Source organism: Actinoplanes sp. NPDC021490 (genome assembly GCF_055562135.1).
Genome location: NZ_JBVHFW010000015.1, coordinates 238,584 through 260,014, shown reverse-complemented (window position 1 = coordinate 260,014; position 21,431 = coordinate 238,584). Strand labels below are relative to the sequence as shown.

At 70.9% G+C, this 21,431-nt stretch carries 22 protein-coding genes; 10 read left to right on the top strand and 12 right to left on the bottom strand.

Going from position 1 to position 21,431, the window contains the following annotated elements; all coding sequences use genetic code 11:
- Positions 1 to 33: 33 nt before the first annotated feature.
- From ACZ3I4_RS33755 to ACZ3I4_RS33705, 11 genes are all read right to left on the bottom strand, one after another.
- The gene (locus tag ACZ3I4_RS33755; protein ID WP_465386117.1) at positions 34 to 2,388 is read right to left on the bottom strand and encodes a hypothetical protein; all 2,355 of its coding nucleotides are present in this window, start codon (positions 2,386 to 2,388) and stop codon (positions 34 to 36) included.
- The gene (locus ACZ3I4_RS33750; protein ID WP_465386142.1) at positions 2,376 to 2,960 is read right to left on the bottom strand and encodes an ABC transporter ATP-binding protein; all 585 of its coding nucleotides are present in this window, start codon (positions 2,958 to 2,960) and stop codon (positions 2,376 to 2,378) included. The genes ACZ3I4_RS33755 and ACZ3I4_RS33750 overlap by 13 nt, the downstream gene beginning before the upstream one ends.
- Before the next feature lie 111 nt (positions 2,961 to 3,071).
- Positions 3,072 to 3,425 (bottom strand): hypothetical protein, encoded by a 354-nt coding sequence (locus tag ACZ3I4_RS33745; RefSeq protein ID WP_465386116.1) that lies wholly within the window; start codon positions 3,423 to 3,425, stop codon positions 3,072 to 3,074.
- A 76-nt stretch (positions 3,426 to 3,501) separates the two neighbouring features.
- Positions 3,502 to 4,020: a hypothetical protein gene (locus ACZ3I4_RS33740; protein ID WP_465386115.1), complete on the bottom strand. Its 519-nt coding sequence runs from the start codon at positions 4,018 to 4,020 to the stop codon at positions 3,502 to 3,504.
- A gap of 31 nt (positions 4,021 to 4,051) precedes the next feature.
- Complete coding sequence (locus tag ACZ3I4_RS33735) at positions 4,052 to 4,378, bottom strand: hypothetical protein (RefSeq protein ID WP_465386114.1); 327 nt, start codon at positions 4,376 to 4,378, stop codon at positions 4,052 to 4,054.
- Positions 4,379 to 4,516: 138 nt separating this feature from the next.
- Positions 4,517 to 6,868 carry an ABC transporter permease family protein gene (locus tag ACZ3I4_RS33730; protein WP_465386113.1) on the bottom strand — a complete coding sequence of 784 codons (2,352 nt, stop codon included), beginning with the start codon at positions 6,866 to 6,868 and terminating at the stop codon, positions 4,517 to 4,519.
- 8 nt (positions 6,869 to 6,876) lie between these two features.
- A complete protein-coding gene (locus ACZ3I4_RS33725; protein ID WP_465386112.1) occupies positions 6,877 to 7,521 on the bottom strand; it encodes an ABC transporter ATP-binding protein in 645 nt (214 codons plus the stop codon).
- Between the two features lie 54 nt (positions 7,522 to 7,575).
- Positions 7,576 to 7,863 (bottom strand): hypothetical protein, encoded by a 288-nt coding sequence (locus tag ACZ3I4_RS33720; protein WP_465386111.1) that lies wholly within the window; start codon positions 7,861 to 7,863, stop codon positions 7,576 to 7,578.
- 325 nt (positions 7,864 to 8,188) lie between these two features.
- Positions 8,189 to 8,911 (bottom strand): MBL fold metallo-hydrolase, encoded by a 723-nt coding sequence (locus ACZ3I4_RS33715; protein ID WP_465386110.1) that lies wholly within the window; start codon positions 8,909 to 8,911, stop codon positions 8,189 to 8,191.
- 1 nt (position 8,912) lies between these two features.
- A complete protein-coding gene (locus ACZ3I4_RS33710; protein ID WP_465386109.1) occupies positions 8,913 to 9,296 on the bottom strand; it encodes a RidA family protein in 384 nt (127 codons plus the stop codon).
- Positions 9,293 to 10,012, bottom strand: a complete 720-nt coding sequence (locus tag ACZ3I4_RS33705) for a GntR family transcriptional regulator (protein ID WP_465386108.1) — start codon at positions 10,010 to 10,012, stop codon at positions 9,293 to 9,295. Before ACZ3I4_RS33705 ends, ACZ3I4_RS33710 begins: the two co-directional genes overlap by 4 nt.
- A gap of 208 nt (positions 10,013 to 10,220) precedes the next feature.
- On the opposite strand from ACZ3I4_RS33705, the gene ACZ3I4_RS33700 reads away from it, so the two are divergent.
- From ACZ3I4_RS33700 to ACZ3I4_RS33655, 10 genes are read left to right on the top strand one after another with little or no spacing between them, the layout of a single operon-like run.
- Positions 10,221 to 11,549: an ABC transporter substrate-binding protein gene (locus ACZ3I4_RS33700; protein WP_465386107.1), complete on the top strand. Its 1,329-nt coding sequence runs from the start codon at positions 10,221 to 10,223 to the stop codon at positions 11,547 to 11,549.
- Positions 11,546 to 12,475: a carbohydrate ABC transporter permease gene (locus tag ACZ3I4_RS33695; protein ID WP_465386106.1), complete on the top strand. Its 930-nt coding sequence runs from the start codon at positions 11,546 to 11,548 to the stop codon at positions 12,473 to 12,475. Before ACZ3I4_RS33700 ends, ACZ3I4_RS33695 begins: the two co-directional genes overlap by 4 nt.
- The gene (locus ACZ3I4_RS33690; protein ID WP_465386105.1) at positions 12,472 to 13,293 is read left to right on the top strand and encodes a carbohydrate ABC transporter permease; all 822 of its coding nucleotides are present in this window, start codon (positions 12,472 to 12,474) and stop codon (positions 13,291 to 13,293) included. Before ACZ3I4_RS33695 ends, ACZ3I4_RS33690 begins: the two co-directional genes overlap by 4 nt.
- Positions 13,290 to 14,021: a sugar isomerase domain-containing protein gene (locus tag ACZ3I4_RS33685; protein WP_465386104.1), complete on the top strand. Its 732-nt coding sequence runs from the start codon at positions 13,290 to 13,292 to the stop codon at positions 14,019 to 14,021. Before ACZ3I4_RS33690 ends, ACZ3I4_RS33685 begins: the two co-directional genes overlap by 4 nt.
- Positions 14,022 to 14,039: 18 nt before the next feature.
- On the top strand, positions 14,040 to 14,981 hold the full coding sequence (locus ACZ3I4_RS33680; RefSeq protein ID WP_465386103.1) for a sugar phosphate isomerase/epimerase family protein: 942 nt from the start codon (positions 14,040 to 14,042) through the stop codon (positions 14,979 to 14,981).
- Complete coding sequence (locus ACZ3I4_RS33675) at positions 14,978 to 16,414, top strand: xylulokinase (protein WP_465386102.1); 1,437 nt, start codon at positions 14,978 to 14,980, stop codon at positions 16,412 to 16,414. Before ACZ3I4_RS33680 ends, ACZ3I4_RS33675 begins: the two co-directional genes overlap by 4 nt.
- Entirely contained in the window at positions 16,411 to 17,532 is a 1,122-nt protein-coding gene (locus ACZ3I4_RS33670) for a M20 family metallopeptidase (protein WP_465386101.1), read from the top strand. The genes ACZ3I4_RS33675 and ACZ3I4_RS33670 overlap by 4 nt, the downstream gene beginning before the upstream one ends.
- Before the next feature lie 15 nt (positions 17,533 to 17,547).
- Positions 17,548 to 18,342 carry an IclR family transcriptional regulator gene (locus ACZ3I4_RS33665; RefSeq protein WP_465386100.1) on the top strand — a complete coding sequence of 265 codons (795 nt, stop codon included), beginning with the start codon at positions 17,548 to 17,550 and terminating at the stop codon, positions 18,340 to 18,342.
- Positions 18,339 to 19,427, top strand: a complete 1,089-nt coding sequence (locus ACZ3I4_RS33660; protein WP_465386099.1) for a pyridoxal-phosphate dependent enzyme — start codon at positions 18,339 to 18,341, stop codon at positions 19,425 to 19,427. The genes ACZ3I4_RS33665 and ACZ3I4_RS33660 overlap by 4 nt, the downstream gene beginning before the upstream one ends.
- Complete coding sequence (locus tag ACZ3I4_RS33655; RefSeq protein ID WP_465386098.1) at positions 19,424 to 20,449, top strand: Gfo/Idh/MocA family protein; 1,026 nt, start codon at positions 19,424 to 19,426, stop codon at positions 20,447 to 20,449. The genes ACZ3I4_RS33660 and ACZ3I4_RS33655 overlap by 4 nt, the downstream gene beginning before the upstream one ends.
- Positions 20,450 to 20,462: 13 nt before the next feature.
- Here the strand turns inward: ACZ3I4_RS33655 and ACZ3I4_RS33650 are convergent, their stop codons facing one another.
- Complete coding sequence (locus ACZ3I4_RS33650; RefSeq protein ID WP_465386097.1) at positions 20,463 to 21,431, bottom strand: sugar-binding transcriptional regulator; 969 nt, start codon at positions 21,429 to 21,431, stop codon at positions 20,463 to 20,465.

The window sequence follows — 21,431 nt, the reverse complement described above, 5'->3', positions numbered from 1 at the left end:
GAAATCTCGTGCGGTGTGCCACATAGGAGCGGATCAGCGCCTCTCCGGGTCGCGGGCGTAGAGCACAGCACACAGCAACACGCCGGCCAGGGCGCAGGCCCCGGGAACCAGCAGCAGGGCGGGCTCGTTCCAGGGGTCGGTGCCGGCCCGCCAGGAGGCAAGAGCGGCGACCGCCGCGGCCAGCAGAGCCGCGATGCCCGGGATGCTCAGGACGCGCAGGCCGACGATCAGCCGGCGGTGAGCCGGAATCCCCAGTTGGGACAGCAGTTTGCGGAAGTCCGCCTGCGCTGTGTTGAGGGCGGCGGTCGCCGCGAGCAACAGCAGGAGCGCGACCAGGGCGCCCGTCATCACGATCATCAAGGCCAGCAGGCGGCCTCCGCCGTCGTCCGGTCCATGATCCTCCGAGGTCCGGGCGTATCCGGCGATGGTGGCGACCGCTCCGCGCACCTCGGCCTTGTCCGAGGGGGACAACTGGGCGAAACCGTGCAACACCAGCATGCTGACGTGGGCCCGTCCGGCGTCCTGGGACGCGATCGGGTCGGCCGGGTCGACGATCGCTCCGGGCAGGTTGCCACCCAGGCCGGGCAGCGGCCGAGCCGGCACGACCACGGTGCGTTCGACGACCCGCGCGTCGCCGGTCATGCCGAGGACGAGCAGGCCGACCTGGCCGTTCTCGATCAACTGGGGATCGGCCAGCACGGTGTGCGGTGGTGACGAGGCCGGGACAGGTGCGCCCGGACCGGTGGTCGCGGTCCGGTTGACCGGGGTGAGGCTGGCGCCGGTGGGGCAGTCGCCGGCGAGATCCAGGGACGGCTGCGGCAACGCGTCGACGCAGGTGACGAACGCGGGGGTGGCGACCCGCAAGGAAACCTTTGTCTCGCTGGGCAACGGGAGCCGCCACATCTCGGCGCCGGACAAGCGCCGGTAAGCGGATTCCACGGCGGTCGCATCCGAATCGCTCAGGCCGTCGACGACCAGCGAGCCCTTCGGCTGCTCGGCCGGCTCGGCCGTGGCGGCGGTGCCGGCCAGGCGCACCCCGAAGAACGATGTCAGGAACAGCATCGCGGCGACGATGACCGCGGTGCCCCCGATCGAGAGGCCGAAGGTCCGTACGGTCCGGGTCGTTACCGAGCCCCGGCCGAACGGCACCGCCAGCAGCAGGCCGGGTAGGGCCACGGCGAGCAGCAGACCGCCGTACAGGGCCGCGGAGACACCGGAGGCGCTGTGGTCACCGGCTCTCCATTGGAGAACGAGTCCCAGCGCCACCACGAGCAGCACCGCGGCCACCTTGGCGCGGGAACCGCCGGCGAACGCCGCATGTCCGGCCCGGCGACGTCCCTTCGCGGCCAGGGTGAACAGCACGTACAGCAGGGCGGGGAGCCCGGCCATCAGGGCGGCCAGCCACTCCCACGGAATCGTGAGGCGCGTCCAGTGCTGGTCGACGATCGGCCCCAGGACAGGCCGGGCCGCGAGGAGGCCGACTGCCGCCACGACGTACCCGCCGGCCACACCGGCCGCCACGACGACCGTCGCGGCGGTGATCGGAACCCGGGCGGCCGGCCCGGTCGTCATCCCGGCGGCGTCGAGACCATCGATGACCCGGCGCACGCGACTCCGCAGGGCGGCCAGCATGGCGGTGAGCAGGATGAGGGCCACGACGGCGAAGAAGTGCGGCAGATATCGCAGGGGCGCCATCACGCCGCTGGCCGCCTGTTCCTGCTGATCGGCGATCAGGCCGCGGGTGGACCGGAACTTGACCTGTCCACGGTCGTAGGCCGCCAGCAGTTCGCTGTCGTCACCGGGCGACACGTTGCTCAGCCAGGCGTCGGGGGCGCCGGCCGGCGGGGTGGCCGGCCAGCGGTACATCGACACCTCGTCCGGGCGGGTCGCGCTGACGTAGATGCCGGTGACAGTGGCCGCGGTGGCCGGGCTGCCGTCCGCCGTGACGGTCACGGTGCTGCCGACGCGCAAAGTCAGGCTGTCGGCCAGCCCGCGGGAGACGCTGGCCTCGGCCGTACGGTGCGGCGCCTGACCTGCCACGAGGCCGGCGAACCCGTCGACCGCCGCGGACGGGCGGACGCTGGAGGCCCGCGCCGGAACCAGCCGGGATCCGGCTCGCACCTGCACCGTCGACGTCCAGACGGCGACCCATTCCGGTCGCTCGGACAACCGGGTCGTGATCTCGGCGGCGGGGTCGACGACTTCCAGCCGGTAGGCCAGGCCGCCGTTGTCGGACAAGACACCGTCGGCGATGGTCTGCCGGTAGGTGGCGTTCACGATCAACGCGGCGGCGAACAGCAGACCCAGGAGGGCCGCGCCCGCGGCCACTCCCAAGGTCGCCGGCCGGTCCCAGCGGGCGAGCCGGAGCGCCAGTCTCAGGGTGCGCACTCGTGCAGGCTTCCCATCCGCAGTTCCATCCGCCGGCTCATCCGGCGCGCCACCCCCGTGTCGTGGGTGGCGATCACGACGGCCAGGCCGTGCCGGGTCGCGAGCTCGTGCAGCAGCGTGGCGATCACCTCACTGTTCTCCTGGTCCAGCGCGCCGGTGGGCTCGTCGGCCAGCATCACGGCCGGCTGCCCGGCCAGGGCGCGCGCGATCGCGACCCGCTGCTGCTCGCCTCCGGAAAGGGTGTCCGGCAGCCGGCCCTCGTAACCCTGCAGGCCCACAGCCCGCAAGGCTTTCAACGCGGCGGCATCGGCGGCGGCGCGGGCACGGCCGGTGAGCTCGAGCGCCAGGCGCACGTTTTCCGCGGCGGTGAGGAACGGCACCAGCCGGTAGTCCTGATGCACGACGCTCACCTTCTGCCGGTGCCGCCGGGCGGTCACGCCGGAAGTCACGACGACGCCGTCGAGGGACACTGCTCCTTCGTCCGGTCGCTGAATTCCGGCGAGGATCCGGAGCAACGTCGATTTTCCGCTTCCGCTCGGCCCGGTGATGGCGACCGACTCGCCGGCCGGCACTGCGAGAGCAGCACCGGCCAGCGGGGCGGTTCGTCCGTCACCCTGGCCGTAGGAAACGCCGATGCCTTCGCATCTGATACGAGTTTCCGCGGGCTTGGTCACCAAGTGGAATCAGTCGTCCTTGAACTCGGTACGAGCCGTGCCGTCGTGCGTCGACTCGCTGCTGTACTTCCACACTTCCAGCCCGTTGAACCAGACGGTCTGCCGGTCGACGGCGAAGGGAATGTCGAGAACACCCCGTGCATAGGAACCGGCGTCCAGCCGGTGACACAGCGCCCGCACCTTGTATCCGTCCGGACCGACGTGCGAAACCACTCGCCGCTCGGAATTGCATGAGCCACCGGCTGCTTGAGCGGGGGTGGCCATGGCCAATCCGGCCGCGGCCAGACCGAGGGCGGCCACCGCGGCGATCTTCGGTCGCCACGAGCCGGTAGTGCGTTCGGTGTCTTCTTCCCAGACTTTCATGTAGTGCCTCCCCGTTGCGGATGTATCGAGCACTCGCTATTGGTGCCTCATTCAGTGGAGCCTGATCTGGTGGCGGTCATTCCTCCGACGGCGTCCATCGCGCCTGCCGGTTCACCAGATCGATGATCACCGTCCCGGCCACCCGGTCGGCCGTGGTCCCCACGGCGGCCGGCGGCCGGTACAGCGTGAAGGTCAGCGTCTGTGCTCCGGCCGGCACCGGCCAGGGGCCCAGCACGCCGTGTGTCCGCCCGCCCCCGGCGAAGGCCCCGATCTCTCCCGGCCCCAGTCCGTCGGCGCCGGCGGTGGTCCAGGGCAGCTCCAGATCCGCGTGATAGCCGGCCTGCACGATGAATCCCTCATCGAAGCCGTCCACCACTTCATCGGGACGCACGCCCGGCAGCAGGTCGTACTCCAGCGACACCATGTCGCAGGGGATTTCCTGCTCCTGTGAGGTCAGATCGCTTCGCGAGACGCCGTAGTCCGAAAGGCCCGTCAAGCGCACACGGTGCCCGGGAACCAGCGGTCCACAGTCGATCTCGAAAGGAATCAGGACGGGATGCGACGCCTGGAACGAATCTGGATCGCGACTATTCATCGGTCATGGTAACCGGGGCCGGGCCGGCCGGTCAGACGTGTTCGATCTGCGGCGCGGCGCTGCAGCCCGAATAGCACGTCCACCAGCCGGTGTATCGCCACACGTTGAGTGCCGTGAACCAGGAGCTGTTGTAGTCCGGCCCGAGATTGCGTACGAGCTTGGCCCGCGCCTTGGAATCGGCGTTCAAGGAGGAACACGACGCCCGCGCCCGATATTCACCGCCCGAGCGGGATTCCCGGACGGCAGTGCAGTCGCCCCCGATGGCCTGGGCCGGCGCCGGGCTGATGACGAAGGCGAGGGACAGGGTGAAGGTGGTAAGGATGCCCCCCACCACACCTCGGCTGAATTTGATGGTCATTGCATTTCCTTCCCCGTGAATCGCAAGGCGCTCGAATGTGAATTCCGAATGCTCTCGCTGATCGATTGAATATCGATGTATGCGTAGCCTGTTCCTCTATATTGCCGTTGTCAATATTTCCGACCGGCAATCAGCAACTTATTCCTGGACCGTTCGAGGCATACGGATAAAAGCCACTCCGACGATCAGAAAGGCAATTGCGCCGACAATGCCGGGCAGGATCCACAGGACTCCGTACGAGGCATTCGTGCGCTGTCCTCCCGCCGAGGCCGTCAGGAACGCCAACGGGATCGCCGACACGGTCGTGAGCAGAGGCAGGGCTGTCCAGCGGGCCGCGATTCCCCACCGGCGGCGGGCGATCGCGCCGACATCGACGAGGGTGCGTCTCGTCAGGGTGTGCGCGACGACCAGGGCCATGCCGCCCAGCAGGATGATCACCATCGCCGCCGCCGCGCCGAGGAAGCTGACCGTGTTGGCGACCGAACGGAGCCGGTCGTATGCGGTGGGATCGGAGCCGCTGGCCGTCTCGGCGCTCGGGGCGAGCCGGATGGCCGCCGCCCGGACCAGGAACTGGTCGTGCGGGGTCAGACCGGAGAAGTCCATGAGGACCACTTCGCTCGTGCCCGCCGGGACGATGCCGAACTTCTTGGCGACCTTGCTGTCCGACGCGATCACCAGGCCCGGGAGGTTGCCACCGAGCATCGGATCGCCTGACGCCTCGGTGTCGGCGAGCCGCGACGCCACTCCCTGACCGCTGACGAAGTGCAGGAGGCCGACCCGGCCGTCCGTGACGAGGTGGGGATCGGCGGACGTGGCCGTGCCGTTCGCGCCGAGCATCACCCGGTTGAGCGGTGAGGACGAGTCCTGCGGGAAGCAGTCGATCACTTGGTCGGGGTCGAGCGTCTTCTGACCGGCCATACAGGTGACGACCTGCGTCCCGGTCACCCGGAGCTGAGTGGCCGACTCGTCGGGAACGCTGAACCGCACGACGTCGTCACCTCCGAGCGAGCGGTAGAGCTGGGTCAGCGCCGGAATGGCGGAGTCGGGCATCTCGCTGATCACAAAGGAGCTGGCCGGCTCGAGCGGGCTGGACCCGGCCTCTCCCGAGTTGGCGTCATGAGTCGCCCCGGCCGACCAGATGCTGCTGGTCAGCACGACGATCGCGCCCGCCGCGGCGATCGGCCGCAACCCGGCGAACAGATGCTGCATCAACGCCCGGGTGGCCATCGGCAGGCGCCAGCACAGCGCCGGCGCGAGCACGAACGGGATTGCCGCCGTGACCACCCCCGCGGCGACGGGTGCGTAAACAGTCGCCCGGCCCCCGTGCGGCTGCAAAGACACCCAGAGCAGGATCACCCAGACCGCCAGCCCGACGCCGGCGGTCACCGCGCCCCCGGTGGTCACCCACCGGCGCGGCACCCCCCGCGGGGTGAACCGCTGGACCCACCGGCTGCCGGCCCGCACCAACGGCGCGGTGACCACTGCTGCGAGGACGGTCAACCCCAGGACCGCCGCCCATTCGGTCCACGGAACCGCGATGTGCACCCAGTGCTGCCCCACCCAGGCCGACACCGGCCCCCGCGCGAGCCCGAGAGCCACGGCCGCGGCACACCCGCCCAGAACCTCACCGAGCAGCACCGCCCCGAAGACCACCGAAAGGATCTTCCGCCAGGCCCGTACGGGCGGCATGCCCGCTGCGGCCAGCGTGTCGGCGTCCGATCTCCACCGCCGGGAGAGCACCGCCCCGGCCGCGACGAGCAGGACGCTCATCAGCAGCCCGCAGCCGGCCGGGACGAACTGCATCGCGCTGAGGAAGCGCGGACGATTTTCGGCCGCCGCCTCGAGCAGGGTGTCGGCGGACCGATAGGTCGCCGTGCGACCGTCCAGGACAGGCTTCAGCGCCGGAACGGTGTAGAAGTCGGTGTCGCTGAGCCACATCGTCGGCCGGAACGTCGCCGACCCGTCGACCAGCTGCACCACTGTGCTGGTGGTCCGGTTGGCCGGATCCACCGAGAACCCCACGACCCGTACCGGCACCTCGCCGTCACCGGTACGCACCTGGACCGCGTCCCCGATCGCGATGCCCAGGGACAGCGCGGTGGGCTCGGAAAGCGTGATCTCACCGGCCTTCCGGGGCCGCTCGCCCCGGACGATGACGCCCAGCCGCAACGACGACGTGGTGGTCGCCCGGACCAGCACCGGCGCGGAGAGGTCACCGGCGATGACGTCACCCGACTGGTCCTGAAGGGGCATCGCCGTAGGCGCGACGCCCGGGATGAGCTTGTTGACCTCGGCGTCGCCGGTCTGCAACGCGTACCGCTGCTGACCGAGGTCGGCGTGAGCCGAATCCAGAATGGCCTGTTGCGCGCTGCTCCGGGCCGCGGCCAGGCCGATGACGGCGGCGCCGAGCAGAAAACCGAGTAGAGCGAGGACGGACACCTGGGCCGCCCGGTGGCGAATGAACTGCAGGATCAGCCGGGGGCCGTCCACCCGGGCCTTCACGCCAGGGCCAGGAGTTTGCCCCGGGCGACCTCGAAGCGCCGGTCCAGCCGCTCGGCCACGTTCGGATCGTGCGTGGCCACCACGATGACCAGCCCCTCACGACGCCCGAGGCCGACGAGGATGTCGGTCACCCGCTCGGTGTTCTCGACGTCCAGGGCCCCGGTGGGCTCGTCGGCCAGGATGACCGACGTCCCGGCCATCAGCGCGCGGGCGATCCCCACCCGCTGCTGCTGGCCGCCCGACAACTTCGGCGGCAGCCGGTCACGCATCGACGCGGGCAGGGCCACCCGGCCGAGCATCGCGTCGACGTCGGCCCGGGACCGGCGGACATCGCGCAGCTCCGCGGCGAGCAACATGTTCTGCTCGACCGTCAGGAACGGCACCAGCCGATAGTCCTGATGGATGACGGACACCCGTGGATCACCGGCCGAACGCCAGGATGCCGTCGACACGGCGGTGCCGTCGATGCTCACCGTGCCGGCCGTCGGCGCCTGCAGGCCACCGATGAGACGCAGCAACGTGCTCTTTCCACTCCCGCTCGGCCCCGTGACCGCGGTCGTGCCGGGTTCCAGGGTGAGGGTGACCTCGTCGAGGGGAGTCACTTCCGGATATTCGACGGTCAGACGATCCAACTCGATCATGACGCTCCCACCTGAGCGGCGTGCCGGGAACCCGGCACGCCGGTCGGCCGATGGTCAGATGTGGGCGATCTCGTAGGCGTCGCTGCAGCCGGAATAGCACAGGTACCAGCCGGTGTACTTCCACACGTTGAGAGCCGTGAAATATCCGCCGGAGTAGTCGGGTCCGAGATTACGGATCAATTTGGGCCGCGCTCGCGAGTCGGAGTTCAGCGACGAGCATTTGGCGGCGGCCCGGTATTCCGAGGTCGCCGGGATCCCGCTGGCCCGGGACAGCCGGGTCGAGGTGCAGTTGCCCCCGACAGCCTGCGCCGGTGCGGGACCGACGACGAACACAGCGAGCATGGCGACGGCAGCGGAAATGCTGACAGCTGCGCCCCTGCGAAGTTCGACGAGATTCATCGAAATATGCCTTCCCCCGTTGGCATGGCGACCCGATTCGGCCTTCGATTCCGGGCCGCCTCATTTAATTATCGAAGTCGATGTCACACTCCTCGGCCGATTGGCTTCTGTCAAGACGGGCCAGCAAAACGGGGATCGATGCTTCCGGATGAGCCCAACCGGGCAATAAATGCCCTTGGCTCCCCGTTTCGTAAATGTCACCGACGTCTATACAGGGCGGCAATTTGCCTTGCCCCGAAAACGTCCGATGTGGTCAGCGGCCGGTCACCTAAAGCATGTTGGGTGGCGGGACCAGCCGGCGGAAGGAGGCCGCGGCCCGGTCGATGTCGGCGGCCGCGTCGCGCAGGACGGGGGAGCCGTGGCCGGGCAGCAGGACGTCGACGCGCAGGCCGGCCAGGGCGATCACGGTCCGCGCGTACTGGTCGAGGCGGCAGTCGGGCAGCGCCTGGATGCTGACCCGGCCGCCCGCGAACAGGCAGTCGCCGCTGAATAGGACGCGGCGGCCGGCCACCGTGGCCACCATGACGAGGTGGCCGTCGCTGTGGCCGGGGGCCGCGATGATGTCCACCGGCAGTTCGCCCGCGGTCAGCCGTTCGCCGCCGGCCACGATCCGGTCGACGACGGCCGGCCGGAGCCGGTAGTCGGGCGGGTAGACGCCGGCGTCGCGGGCCCGCTTCAGGGACGTGCGGTCCTCGTCGCCGGCCGCGAGCGCCTCGGCGGTCTCCCGGCTCGCGATGACCGGCACGGTGGCGTCGGCCGCGCCGCCGGCGTGGTCGGCGTGGTAGTGCGTGAGGATCACGCCGGAGATCGTCGACGGGTCGCAGACCTCGGCCACGGCGCTGTGCCAGGCGGCGGCGCCGCGGCCGGTGCCGGCGTCGATCAGCACGCCGCCGGTGCGGTCCGCGATCAGGTAGCAGTGGCTGTCGTAGTCGTCGGTGATCCCGGCCCCGCCGACCTGCCACACGTGCTCGAGGAGCTGGACCGCGCCCATGTCAGGCCGACCGGCGCACGGCGATCACGTCGACCTCGACGAGGATCCCGGCCAGCGTGCTGCCGACCGTGGTGCGTACGGGATAGGGCTCGCTGAACCGCCGCGCGTAGACCTCGTTGTAGGCGGCGAAGTCGCGGTCGAGATGCTGCAGGTGGACGGTCGACTTGACCACGTCGGCCAGCGTGAGCCCGGCCGTGGCCAGGGCGCCGGCCACGTTGTCGAGCACCTGTTCGGTCTGCGCGGTGATGCCCTCGGGCACGACGCCGGTGGCCGGGTCCTGCGGGCCGAAACCGGCCGTGAAGACCAGGGTGCCGGTGTCGATCACGTGGCTGTACGGGCCGGCCGGCGCGGGCAGGTCGGGGCTGGTGCGGGCGGTCCAGGTCATGACAGATCCTCCGGATGGGCGGCCCGGCGCAGCTCGGACATCACTTCGTAACGATCGAAGCGGTAGCGCGAGCGGGACCGGTGGGCGGGGCGGTGGTTGGTGTCGCAGAAGACGTCGACGATTTCCAGGGCGGGGGCCTGGTCGGGCAGGCCGAGCAGCTGGGCGTCGCGGGGCGGGGCGATGACGGCGCGGACCCGGCGGCGGGCGGTGGCCACGACGATGCCCGCCTTGGCCAGCACCTCGTGCAGGGAGCCTTCGAGGTCGGCGTCGTCGACCACGCGTTGCAGGCGGATCGGCAGGTGACCCTCCTCGAGGCACATGGGTTCGTCGTCGGCGAAGCGCAGGCGCTCCATGCGGATGATCGGGCTGTCCGCCTCGACGCCCAGCTCTTCGGCGATCTCGGCGGTCGCCGCCACCTCCTCGAGGGCGATGAGGCGGCTGCTCGGGCGCAGGCCGCGGGAGCGCATGTCCTCGCTGAACGAGGTCAGGTTGGGGCCCATGGCGACGGTCGGCCGGCGGACGAAGGTGCCGGACCCGGGAACCCGCTCGACACGGCCGTCGGCGGCCAGGGCGTCGAGGGCCTGACGCACGGTCATCCGGCTCACCTCGAACTGGGCGGCGAGCTCCTTCTCGGACGGCAGGCGGGCGCCCGCCGGGAGGTCGCGGCACTGTTCGCGCAGGGCGTTGGTGATCGCAACGTGTTTCGGCGTCGACATGTCCCCGATCATCCCGTACCTCCGCTCCCCGGCTCCCACCCGGTCTAGACCTTTAACAAAATGAGTCTTGACCGGTCTAGACCGCAGGGCTAACGTCCGAAACCATATTCCAACGCGCTAGAGCCCGTCTAGCCCGGCTGTTCGGTCGGTTCGTCCGGGATCCCGGCGTCACGGATATCCATAAATGCCGCGAAAGGAGTTACAGCTGATGAGGTCCGGTAAGTTCAGGCGCGTCCTCGCCGTGGCGCTCACCGCCACGGTCGGCCTCTCCGCCGCCGCCTGCGGCGGCTCCAGCGGGGCGGCCGGTGACGACAACGACAAAACCGTGGTGCTCTGGCACATGGAGCAGCCGCCGAACCGGGTGGCCGGGTTCCAGAAGCTGATCGACAGCTACAACGCCACGAACCCCGAATACAAGGTCCAGGCCCAGGTGCAGGACTGGAACCAGATCTACACCAAGATCTCCGGTGCGGTGCAGTCCAAGACCCAGCCCGATCTGCTGTTCACGATCCCCGACTTCACCACGTACGTCCGCCCGCTCGGCTCGGTGCGCCCGGTGACCTCGCTCGTCGAGGAGATGGACAAGGCGCACCAGTTCGGCGACGCGGCCAAGGCGCCCTACCGGGACGACGACCAGTACTGGGCCGTGCCGCTGTACGGCATGGTGCAGATGCTCTGGTACCGCAAGGACCTGTTCGCCAAGGCGGGCATCGCCGACGCGCCCAAGACCTGGAACGAGCTGCTGGCCGACGCGCAGAAGCTGTCCAGCGGCAAGCAGAAGGGCATCGCCCTGCCGGCCGGCAAGAACCTCGCCACCGACCAGGTGCTCTACAGCCTCATGCTGACCGGCGGCGCCGGCAACTTCTTCAACGCCGACGGCTCGCCCAACTTCGACAACCCGAACACCGTCAAGGCCATCACCTACTACCAGGAGCTGCTCAAGCAGTCGCCCAGCGACAGCGGCAACTACTCGTGGGGTGAGCCGCAGGCCGCGTTCAACAGCGGCGCCGCGGCCATGGCCATCGAGAAGGGCCAGTACCTCGCGCCGTTCGAGTCGGAGTCCGGCCGGCCCGCGTCCGACCTGGGCTGCGCGCCGATCCCGGCCGCCGACGAGGGCGGGAAGCCGGGCAGCATCTACTACTCGAACGCCGCGATGGTCATGTCCAACACGGACGAGAAGGCCGCGGGCGCCGAGGCGTTCCTCAAGTACATCCTCCAGCCGGAGAACTACGGCAACTTCCTCAACGCCGAGCCCGGCCTGTTCCTCCCGCTGACCGCCGACGGCGCCACCGCGGCGTCGTGGACCGGCAACGAGGTCATCAAGAAGTACCAGGGCTGCGTCGACGCCATGCTCGAGCAGTCCAAGACCGGTGCGCTGTTCGGCTTCACCGACGGCCAGTACGTGGACAGCGTCGGCAAGATCTCCGGCCAGAACGTCCTGGCCCAGGTCGTGCAGAAGGTCTACAGCAGCGGCGAGACGCCGGCGGCCGCGGTCAAGTGGGGACAGGAGCAGATGCAGGCGGCGGTCTCCAAGTGAGCACCCCCGCCACGGTGCCGGGCGCGGAGGCCGACCTCCGCGCCCGGCGCGCGGGACAGCGAGGGTCGCACCTTCTGGGCTATGCCCTGGTCGCGCCGCTCGTGCTGGTGATGCTGGGCGTCATCGGCTACCCGCTGATCAACACCATCCTGCTGAGTCTGCAGAACCAGGGCGTGGTCGGCAGCGAGTCCAGCTTCGTGGGCCTGCAGAACTACACCGACGCGCTGAGCGACGGCACGTTCTGGGCGTCCATCGGCCGGTCCGGCATCTGGCTGGTCGGCAACCTGATCGTGCAGACGGTCATCGCGTTCGTCGCGGCGTTCCTGATCGGCGGCCGCGGTCGCTGGGCCAGGGCGTCGCGCACCTGGATGCTCATTCCGTGGGTGATCCCGACCGTCGCGGTCGCGGTGATCTGGCAATGGCTGAGCAACAGCAACTACGGCATCGTGCCCAAGGCCGCGTCGGCGCTCGGCGTCGACGGCCTGGGCAGCCCGTTCGGTGACAGCGTGCTGGCCTTCCCGGCCCTGATCCTGATGAACAGCTGGCACTGGTTCCCGCTGGGCGCGGTGGTCATCTACGGCGCCCTGCAGACCATTCCGGGCGAGATCTACGAGGCGGCCCGGGTCGACGGGGCCAACGCGTGGCGGATGTTCTGGCGGATCACCTTCCCGCTGCTGCAGCCGGTGCTGTTCGCGCTGGGCCTGGTCGGCTCGTTGTGGTCGTTCAACATCGTGGACTCGATCTATCTGGTCACCAAGGGCGGCCCGGCCGACAGTTCGACGACGGCGCCGGTCTTCATCTATCAGAAGGCGTTCAACCAGTTCCAGGCGAGCGACGCGGCCGCGATCAGCGTCATCACGATCATCCTGCTCGCCGCGGTGGCCTTCTTCTACATCCGGCTGGCCCAGCCCAAGGAGGACTCGTGACCGCCCTCGCGCGCCTGCCCCGCCTGGTCACCTGGGCGATCCTCACCCTGATCGTGCTCGGGCCGCTCTACTGGATCACCGTGTCCGCGTTCAAGGACCGCGAGGAGATCCTGCGCAGCACGCCCACCCTGTGGCCGCAGAGCCCGACGCTGGAGAACTTCCGGCAGCTGTTCAGCGCCACCGACTATCCCAGCTACCTGACCAACAGTTTCGCGATCGCTGTCCTCACGGCGGTGTTCACGGTGCTGGTCGCGTTCGCCGCCGCGTACGGCCTCTATCGGCTGCGCGTGCCCGGCGGGGACAAGCTGGCCGGGGCGATCCTGGTGGCGTACATGATCCCGGGAACGCTGTTGCTCGTGCCGCTGTACCAGGCGTTCGCCAAGGTCCAGCTGATCGACACCCGCAACGCCCTGGTGATCGTGAACGTGGCCTTCACGGCGCCGTTCTGCACGTGGCTGCTGCGCGGCTTCTTCATGGCGATCCCGCGCGACATCGACGAGGCGGCCGCGGTCGACGGCGCCGGCCCGCTGCGCACCATGTTGCGCATCGTGCTGCCGCTGGTCGCGCCGGGCATCGCCACGGTCGCCGTGTACGCGTTCGTCTTTTCCTGGACGGAGTTCGTCTTCGCCTCGCAGCTCATCGTCAGCGACGACCTCAAGACGCTGCCGATCGGGCTCAGTGCGATCATGGGTCAGTACACGGTGAACTGGGGCCTGCTCATGGCCGGCACCGTCTGCACCGTGATCCCGGCGATCGTTCCGTTCCTGTTCGCCGGCCGCTACTTCGTGGGCGGCCTCACCGCGGGGGCGGTCAAATGAGTGTCACAGCGGGGGAGTACACCGCGCGCGTCCAGCAGATTCTGCACAAGGCGACAGATCAAGAGCTTCCCGCCGTACGCGAGGCCGCCCGCCTCGTCGCCGACGCGTGGAGCGCGCGACGGATGTTCCACGTGTTCGGCAGCGGCCACTCCCACATGTTCGCCGAGGAGGCCTTCTATCGGGCCGGCGGCGCCGTGCGGATCAACCCGATCCTCAAGTCGCCGCACATGCTGCACGAGGGCGCCGTGCAGAGCACCGTCCTGGAACGGCGCAGCGGCCAGGCCGAGTCGGTGCTCGCCGGCTACCACCTCGACCCCAGCGACGTCTTCCTGATCGCCTCCAACTCGGGCGCCAACGCTCTTCCGGTCGAGGTGGCCCAGGCCGTCAAGGCGCGCGGGCTGTCGCTGATCGCCATCACGTCGCGCCAGTACGCCACCGCGATCGACCGTCCCGGCCCGCGCCTGCACGAGATCGCCGACGTGGTGCTCGACAACCACTGCCCGCCCGGCGACGCGCTGGTCGAGCTCGGCCCGGGGCTGCCCGCGGCCGGCCCGTCCTCCTCGGTCGTCGGCCTCACCCTGCTCAACGCCGTCATCGTCGAGGCGCTCGGCGTCCAGCTGCGCCGCGGCGAGACCCCCGAAGTGTTCATGAGCGCCAACATCGCGGGCGCGGCCGAGCACAACGCCGAGTCCGCCCGCCTCATGTCCGACATCGTTCCGCACCTCTAGTCACCGAAGGAGCACACCGTGAAGATCAGCTTTGAGGTCTGGCCGAACATGCCCTGGGGCCGTCTGGAGGCCGCCGGCCCGGCCTGGAACTCGTGGGGCGAAAAGGACCCGGTCTGGTGCGTCGAGCAGACCGCGAAGTACGGCTACGACGGGGTCGACTTCATCTTCGCCAAGCTGCTCGAGACGCCCAAGGCCGAGTACGACCAGAAGCTGCTCGACGTCAAGGCCGCGGCCGAGCGCAGCGGCATCGACATCGGCTACCTGGGCCACCACACCACCTTCGTGAGCCCGCGCGAGTTCGACCGCGAGCGGGGCATCGAGTCCTTCAAGAAGGCGCTGGACGCGGCCGCGGTGCTGGGCGCCAAGAGCGTCTGCACCCTGATCGGCGACGGCTACTACGACCCGCCGCTCAACGTGCTGCTCAGCCGCAAGACCGCGTGGGCCCAGTGCCGCGAGGCGATCACCGAGGTGTGCGATCACGCGGCCAAGCTCGGCCTCAACGTCAGCATCGAGCTTCTGCAGGGCACGATCCTCAACCGGGTCGAGCTGATCGAGAAGATGTTCGACGAGGTCGGCGCGAGCAACCTGCGGATGACCATGGACACCGGCGCTTTCTACGTCGCGGTCAAGCCGTTCATGAACCCCAAGGAGGCGATCAAGCGGCTCGCCCCGTACATCGACATCGTGCAGATCAAGGACGAGGTCGGCCTGCCCACCATCGTGCACTGCAACCACATCTGGTTCGGGGGCGGCCTGGTCGACTTCCGCGAGACCTACGAGGCGCTCGCCGAGATCAACTTCGACGGGTACGTCAGTGTGGAGTGGGAGGGCTGGCAGGTCGGCGGCAACATCGGCGTCGGCGAGCCGGCCGGTGTGGGCCTGGCCGACTTCGACCGGGTCGCCGAGGAGAGCCTGGAGTACCTGATGGACTTCGGCTTCGTCCCGCAGCGTGCCCGTTGACCACGCTGCTCGCCGGCCTTGACCTCGGCACCACCGGGGTCAAGGCCGTCCTCGTCGACGCGGCCACCGGCGCCACCGTGGCCCGGGCCTACCGGGACTACCCGTCCGACACCGCCACCTCCGGCCGCCACGAGCAGAACCCGGACGACTGGTGGACCGCCGCGGCCGCGGCCCTGCGGGAGGCGGCGGCCGGCGCGGACGTGGCCGCGGTCGGTCTCAGCGGACACATGCACGCGGTCGCGCTGATCGACGAGCACGACCGGCCGGTACGGGCCGCGCTCACCTGGGCCGACCGCCGGGCCACGGCCGAGGTGCGACGGCTGCGCGAGTCCGGCATGGGCGAGGCGACCGGCAACCCGGTGGTCGAGGCGTTCAGCGCCCCCAAGCTGGCCTGGCTGGCCACCCACGAGCCGGACTCGGTGGCCCGGGCGGCCCGGCTGGTGCAGCCCAAGGACTGGCTGCGGCACCGGCTGACCGGCACCTGGGGGACCGACGTCAGCGACGCGGCCGGCACGCTGCTCTACGACGTCCGCACCGGCGACTGGGACCCGCGGCTGTGGGCGCTGGCCGGCGCCGACGCCCGGCTGGCCGTCCCGGTGGCCGGCTCGGCCGACGTGATCGGCACGGTCACCGGGGCCGCGGCCCGAGCCACCGGGTTGCCCGCCGGCACCCCCGTGGTCGCCGGTGGCGGTGACGTGGCCACGGCCGCGCTGGGCGCGGGCGTGGTGGCGGAGGGCCACGTCTACGTCAACGTCGGCACGGCCGCCCAGATCGTCACGCCGCTCAACGACGCGCCCACGGCGAGCCCGGAACGCTTCGTCTTCGCCCGGGCCGGCGAGCCCGGGTTCCTCACCATGGTCTCGTCGTACGCGGCCGGGCTGGCCGTGCGGTGGAGCGAGCGGACGCTGCTCGGCGGCGGCCCGGACGGCACCGCCGACCGGACGGCCGCGGGCAGCCCGCCCGGCGCGGGCGGCCTGGTCTTCCTGCCCTACCTGCTGGGGGCCAGCGCGCCCCTCCACGACCCCGAGGTGCGGGCCGCCCTGCTCGGCGCCGGTCCCGAGCACGGCCCGGCCGACGTCGCCCGGGCCACCCTGGAGGGCGTCGCCTACGCGTGCGCGGCCGCCGTCGGCCAGGCCACCGGCGCGGCGACCGAGATCCGGGTCGGTGGTGGCGTGACCCGTTCGCCGATCTGGCGCGAGGCCTTCGCCGCCGTCTCCGACGCCCCGGTTCGGCGGCTGCGTCAGGACGCCTCGCCCCGCGGCGCGGTCGCCCTGGCCGGCGTGGGTGTGCGGGTGTGGCCCGACGTCGCCGCGGCGGTGACCGCCCTGGACGACAGCGAACCGCTGCCCGCCGTGGCCGACCGTGACGCCTACCGGACCGCGCGGCGCCGGTACGACACGGTCGCCGCCGCCCTGCCCGGGATGCTGCGATGAACGTCGTCGAGGAGGCCGCCCGCCTGATCGCCATCGAGGGCCACCAGGACCACCCGGGTGAGGAACGCGCCGTGGCCGACTATCTGGCCGGGCGGCTGCGGTCCCTGGGCGCCGAGGTCGGGCTGCCGCCGGTGGGCCGGGACGGGCGGGTCAACGTCGTGGCGCGGGTGCGGGGAGACCGCCCGGGCCCGGTTCTCATGTTCAATGCCCACCTCGACACCGTTCCCCCGTACGGGATGAGCCTGGAACCGGTCGTGCGGGACGGGCGCCTCTACGGCCGGGGCGCGGCCGACATGAAGGGCGCGCTGGCCGCCATGATCTCGGTGGTCGCCCGGCTGGGCCGTGACTTCGCCGGCGAGCTGCTGCTGACCGGGGTGGCCGGGGAGGAGAACGGCAGCCCCGGCACCCGCGCTCTGGTCGAGGCGGGCGTGCGGGCCGACTTCGCCGTCGTTGGCGAGCCCACGATGATGCGGGTCGGCCGGGCCCACAAGGGCGCGATGTGGGCACGCGCCACGTTCCGCGGGGTCGCCACGCACGGCAGCGTCCCGTGGAACGGGGTCAACGCGATCCAGCACGCGGCCCGGTTCGTCACCGCCGTCGAGACCGGACTGGCGCCGGTGCTGAGGCGCCGCACCCATCCGCTGCTCGGACCGGCCACGGTCAACGTCGGCGTGATCACCGGTGGCGACCGCCCGCCGATGGTGCCGAACTCGTGCGTGGTCGAGCTCGATCGCCGCTGGCTGCCCGGCGAACGGCACGACGAGGTGCTGGCCGAGATCCGGGCGGTCGCCGAGGGACTGCGCGAGGCCGACCCGCGGGTGGACGTCACCGTCGACGAGATGGACGGCACCGGCACGTTCGTGCACACCCCGCTCGACTGCCCGGCCGGGCACCCGTACGTGGGAACGCTTTGTGATCTGACCGGCGGTGAACCGATCGGACTGCAGTTCTGGACCGACGGGGCGCTGCTCGCCGCGCACGGCACACCATCCGTCGTGTGTGGACCCGGCGACATCGCGCAGGCTCACTCCCTGGACGAATGGGTGGCCGTCGAGCAGCTGCACCGCGCCGAAGAGGTCTACTCGGCGTTCGCGGACCGTCTCCTGCGGACGCGGTGAGGTAGAAGAATGTCCATGCCCAACATCGAACGGGGACCGGACGGCCTGCGCGCCGTCGAGCGCACAGTCGCGGTGCTGCAGGCCCTGGCGGCCAGCCCGCGCGGCGCCTCGCTGACCGAGCTGGTCAAGGCCACCGGCATTCCCACCACCACCCTGCACCGCATGCTGGGCCTGTTGCGCGGCACGGCGCTGGTGCGCGAGACCGCCGACGGCCGGTACGCGCTGGCCGCCGGAACCATGACGCTGTCGCGCGCCTACCTCGACGGGATCGACCTGCGCCAGGAGGCCCTGGCCGTGATGCGCCCGCTGTCCGAGCGCACCGGCGAGGCCACCCACCTGGGCGTGCTCGCGCTGGTGCACGTCGTCTACATCGAGAAGGTGGAAAGCCCGGCCGCCGTACGCATGTACAGCCGGGTCGGTGACACCAACTCGGCCCTGACCACAGCGATCGGGCGGGCCATCCTGGCGCACTCGCCGGCCGCGGTGCGCGCGGAGGTCCTCGGGCACGCCGCACCGGTCGACGCCGACGCCCTGCACCGGCGGCTCGACCAGGTACGTGACGACGGATACGCCACCGACCTGCAGGAGAACGAGGTCGGCATCTGCTGTGTGGCCGCGCCGGTCTTCGACCACACCGGCCGGGTGGCCGCCGGGCTCAGCGTCTCCGCGCCGGCGTCGCGCTTCGACAGCGCGGCCCCCGAACGGCTCGGCGCGGAGGTTCGCGCCGCCGCCCTCGAGCTGTCCCGCCGGCTCGGCTGGGCCGTGACGGGCGCGCCGGCCCAGCGCCGGCCCACCGAGAAGACAGGATGATGATGCGGAGTTTCACCGTCGCCTGCGTCCGATGCGGGCACCCCTCGGACTATCCCGCCTACCGTTGCGCGTCCTGCGGTTCCCCGCTCGAGCTGCGGCTTGCCCAAGCCGACTGCACCCCGCGGGCCGCGACCGGCATCTGGCGGCACGCGGGCATGCTGCCCGAGGTGCGTCACCGGGTCACGCTCGGCGAGGGCGGCACACCGCTGCTGCCCCTCGACGCCGACCGGCACGTCAAGCTGGAGTCGCTCAACCCGTCACTGTCCTTCAAGGACCGCGCGATGGCCCTGGCCGCCTCGGCCGCGCTCGACCTGGGCTCGCTCGGACTGGTGCTCGCGTCGACCGGGAACGCGGCGGTCTCGGCCGCCACCTACGCCGCCGCGGCCGGGCTGGACTGCCGCGTCTTCTGCGCGACCGGCTCCAACGCCGGCGGCAAGCTGGCCACCGCCCGAGCCCACGGCGCCACCGTCGAGCTTGTCGAGGGCGACTACAGCGATGCGTACGCGGCGGCGGTGCGGGCCGCCCAGGACGGTTGGCTGAACGTCACCACGACGTACCGGAACCCCTTGCTCACCGAGGCCTACCGGCCGGTCGCGGCCGAACTGGTGGCCGATCTGGGCGGCCTGCCGGACACCGTGGTGGTGCCGGTCGGCGCGGGCCCGCTGCTGCGGGGCATCTGGCTGGGCTTCCTCGACCTGCGCGCGGCCGGCCTGATGGATCGGCTGCCCCGGATGATCGGCGTGCAGGCGGCCGCGTGCGCGCCCCTGGCCCGCGCCTGGTCGACCACCGACTGGGCGGCCTCGCTGCGCGAGCCGCTGACGGCCGGGCCGACGGCCGCCGCGGCCATCGCCGACGCGTTGCGCGGCTACGAGGACGAAGGCCTGCTGACCCTGCAGGCCGCGGCGGACAGCGGCGGCGGAATCGTCGCCGTCGACGAAGCCGCGATCGCGGTGGCTCAGCGGCAGCTCGCCGCCCGCGGCATTTTTGTCGAGCCGGCGGCCGCCGCGGCCGTCGCGGTGCCCGCCCAGGGCGGCACCGTCGCCGTGCTCACCGGCCATGGAGCGAAGGAGCCCTTCCCGTCATGAGTCCCACCGTGATCGTGGCCGGTGTCGGCCGCTTCGGCGACCTGCACGCCCGCGCCTGGGCCGAGGCCGGCGCCGACATCGTCGGGCTGGCCGACCCCGACTCCGCCCGGCTGGCCGAGGTGGCCCGCGCCCGTGGGGTCGAGCACACCGCCACCGAGCTGGGCCCGCTGCTCGACCGTCTGCGCCCGGACATCGTGGTGATCGCCTCGGACGAGGCATCGCACGCCGGCCTGGCGATCGCCGCGCTGTCGGCCGGCAGCCACGTCTTCGTGGAGAAGCCCCTGGCCCTGACGAGCGCCGACGCGACGGCGATCGCCGAGACCGCCCGCGCCCATGACCGGCAGGTGGTGGCCGGGCACATCTCCCGGTTCACCGCCGCGGTCGCCCGCATGCGGTCCCGCGTCGGCCACGGGGCGATCGGGACGCTGTGCGCGCTGCGCCTGCGCCGTGACTTCAGCCGGTCCTGGTTCCTCAGCTTCGGCGACCGGGTCGACCCGGTGTGGGAGTCGTGCATCCACGACATCGACCTGGCCATCGCGTTCGCCGGCAGCCCGGTGCGCACGGTGATGGCGATGCGCAGCGAGGCGGCCGGCGATGCCGCCCCCAGCGTGGTGACCGCGCAGCTGCGTTTCGCCAACGGTGTCGTCGCCACCGTCGAGTCGGCCTGGCTGCTGCCCGGCGCCGCGCCCGCCACCCTGGACGACGGCCCGCTCAGCCTGGACGGCACGATCGCCGGCGAGATCGAGGTGCTCGGCCTGGACGGCGTGCTGCGCCAGCGCCTGATCAGCGACGCCCTGGTCGAGTGGACCGGCGCCGGTGTGGCGGCGCCCGACCTGGGTCTGTGGCCCGAGGAGGACGGCGTGGTCGGCGGCGCCCTGCGGCGGGAGATCGCCTACGCCCTCGCGGTCTTCACCGGCGGCCGCAACCCGGACGTGATGCCGTTGGAGCAGGCGTGCTGGGGCGTCGCCGCCGCCGAGGCGATCGTCGAGTCCCTGCGTACCGGAGCGCCCGTGCATCTGTGAGGCCGGAGTCGTTTCAGGATTCGGGCCCGCCGTTCAACAGCCGTTCCGCCGTGCCGAGGTCGGTGACGAGGGTGTTGATCCAGCCGCCCTTCAGGGCCGCGGCGATGGCCGAGAACTTCTCCTCGCCTCCGGCCACGCCGATCCGGCGGCGAGTGGCCTTGAGCTGGCCGGGGCTGATGCCGAGGATCCGGTTGTTGAACGGCGAGTCGATCAGCTCGCCGTTCTTGTCGAAGAAGCGGTAGCAGACGTCTCCGACGGCGCCGAGTTCGCCGAGCTCCCGCTGCTGTTCCGGGTCGATCGCATTACCGCTCCGGGCCAGCAGCGGCGAAGGCGCGACGGTGCCGATGCCGACGATCGCGACGGTCAGCCGGTCCCAGACGTCGCGTACGCCCTTGACCGCCGGATCGTTGAGCAGCGCGCGGCGCACGGCCGGGTTCCGGACCAGACCGGGCGTGGGCATGAACAGCGGCTGCCCGCCGGTGAGGGTGGCGAACCGGTCGAGGAGCCGGGTGGCGTCGACCTGGACCTGCGGCTCGCCGATGCCCCCGGACAGCTGGGTCACGACGTCGACGGCCAGCTGACTTTTCGGTCGCATGGCGTCGACGGTGGCGAGCAGGGTCGCGCTCCAGGACGAGATGCCGATGACGTCCTCGTTGGCCAGCGTCTCGTCGAGGTAGGTGGCGGCGGCCCCGCCGAGGGTGCGCATCACCTCGGCCGGTGAGCCGCCGGCGTCGACGACGACCGCGTCGAGCAAATCGAACTTGGTCTCCAGCCCTTGCTCTGTGTCGGTATAGACGCCATCCGGAATCGTGACGACGGTTCGAACAACGCCGATGTCGACAGCCTGTTTTAACAAGCGCGAAACACGCGATTGGGAGATGTTCAGGTTCGCCGCGATCTGTGGCTGGCGGAAGCCCTGCTCGTGATACATCCGGGCGATCTTCGACAACAGGCGTAATTGATCGACACCGAGATGCGCCAT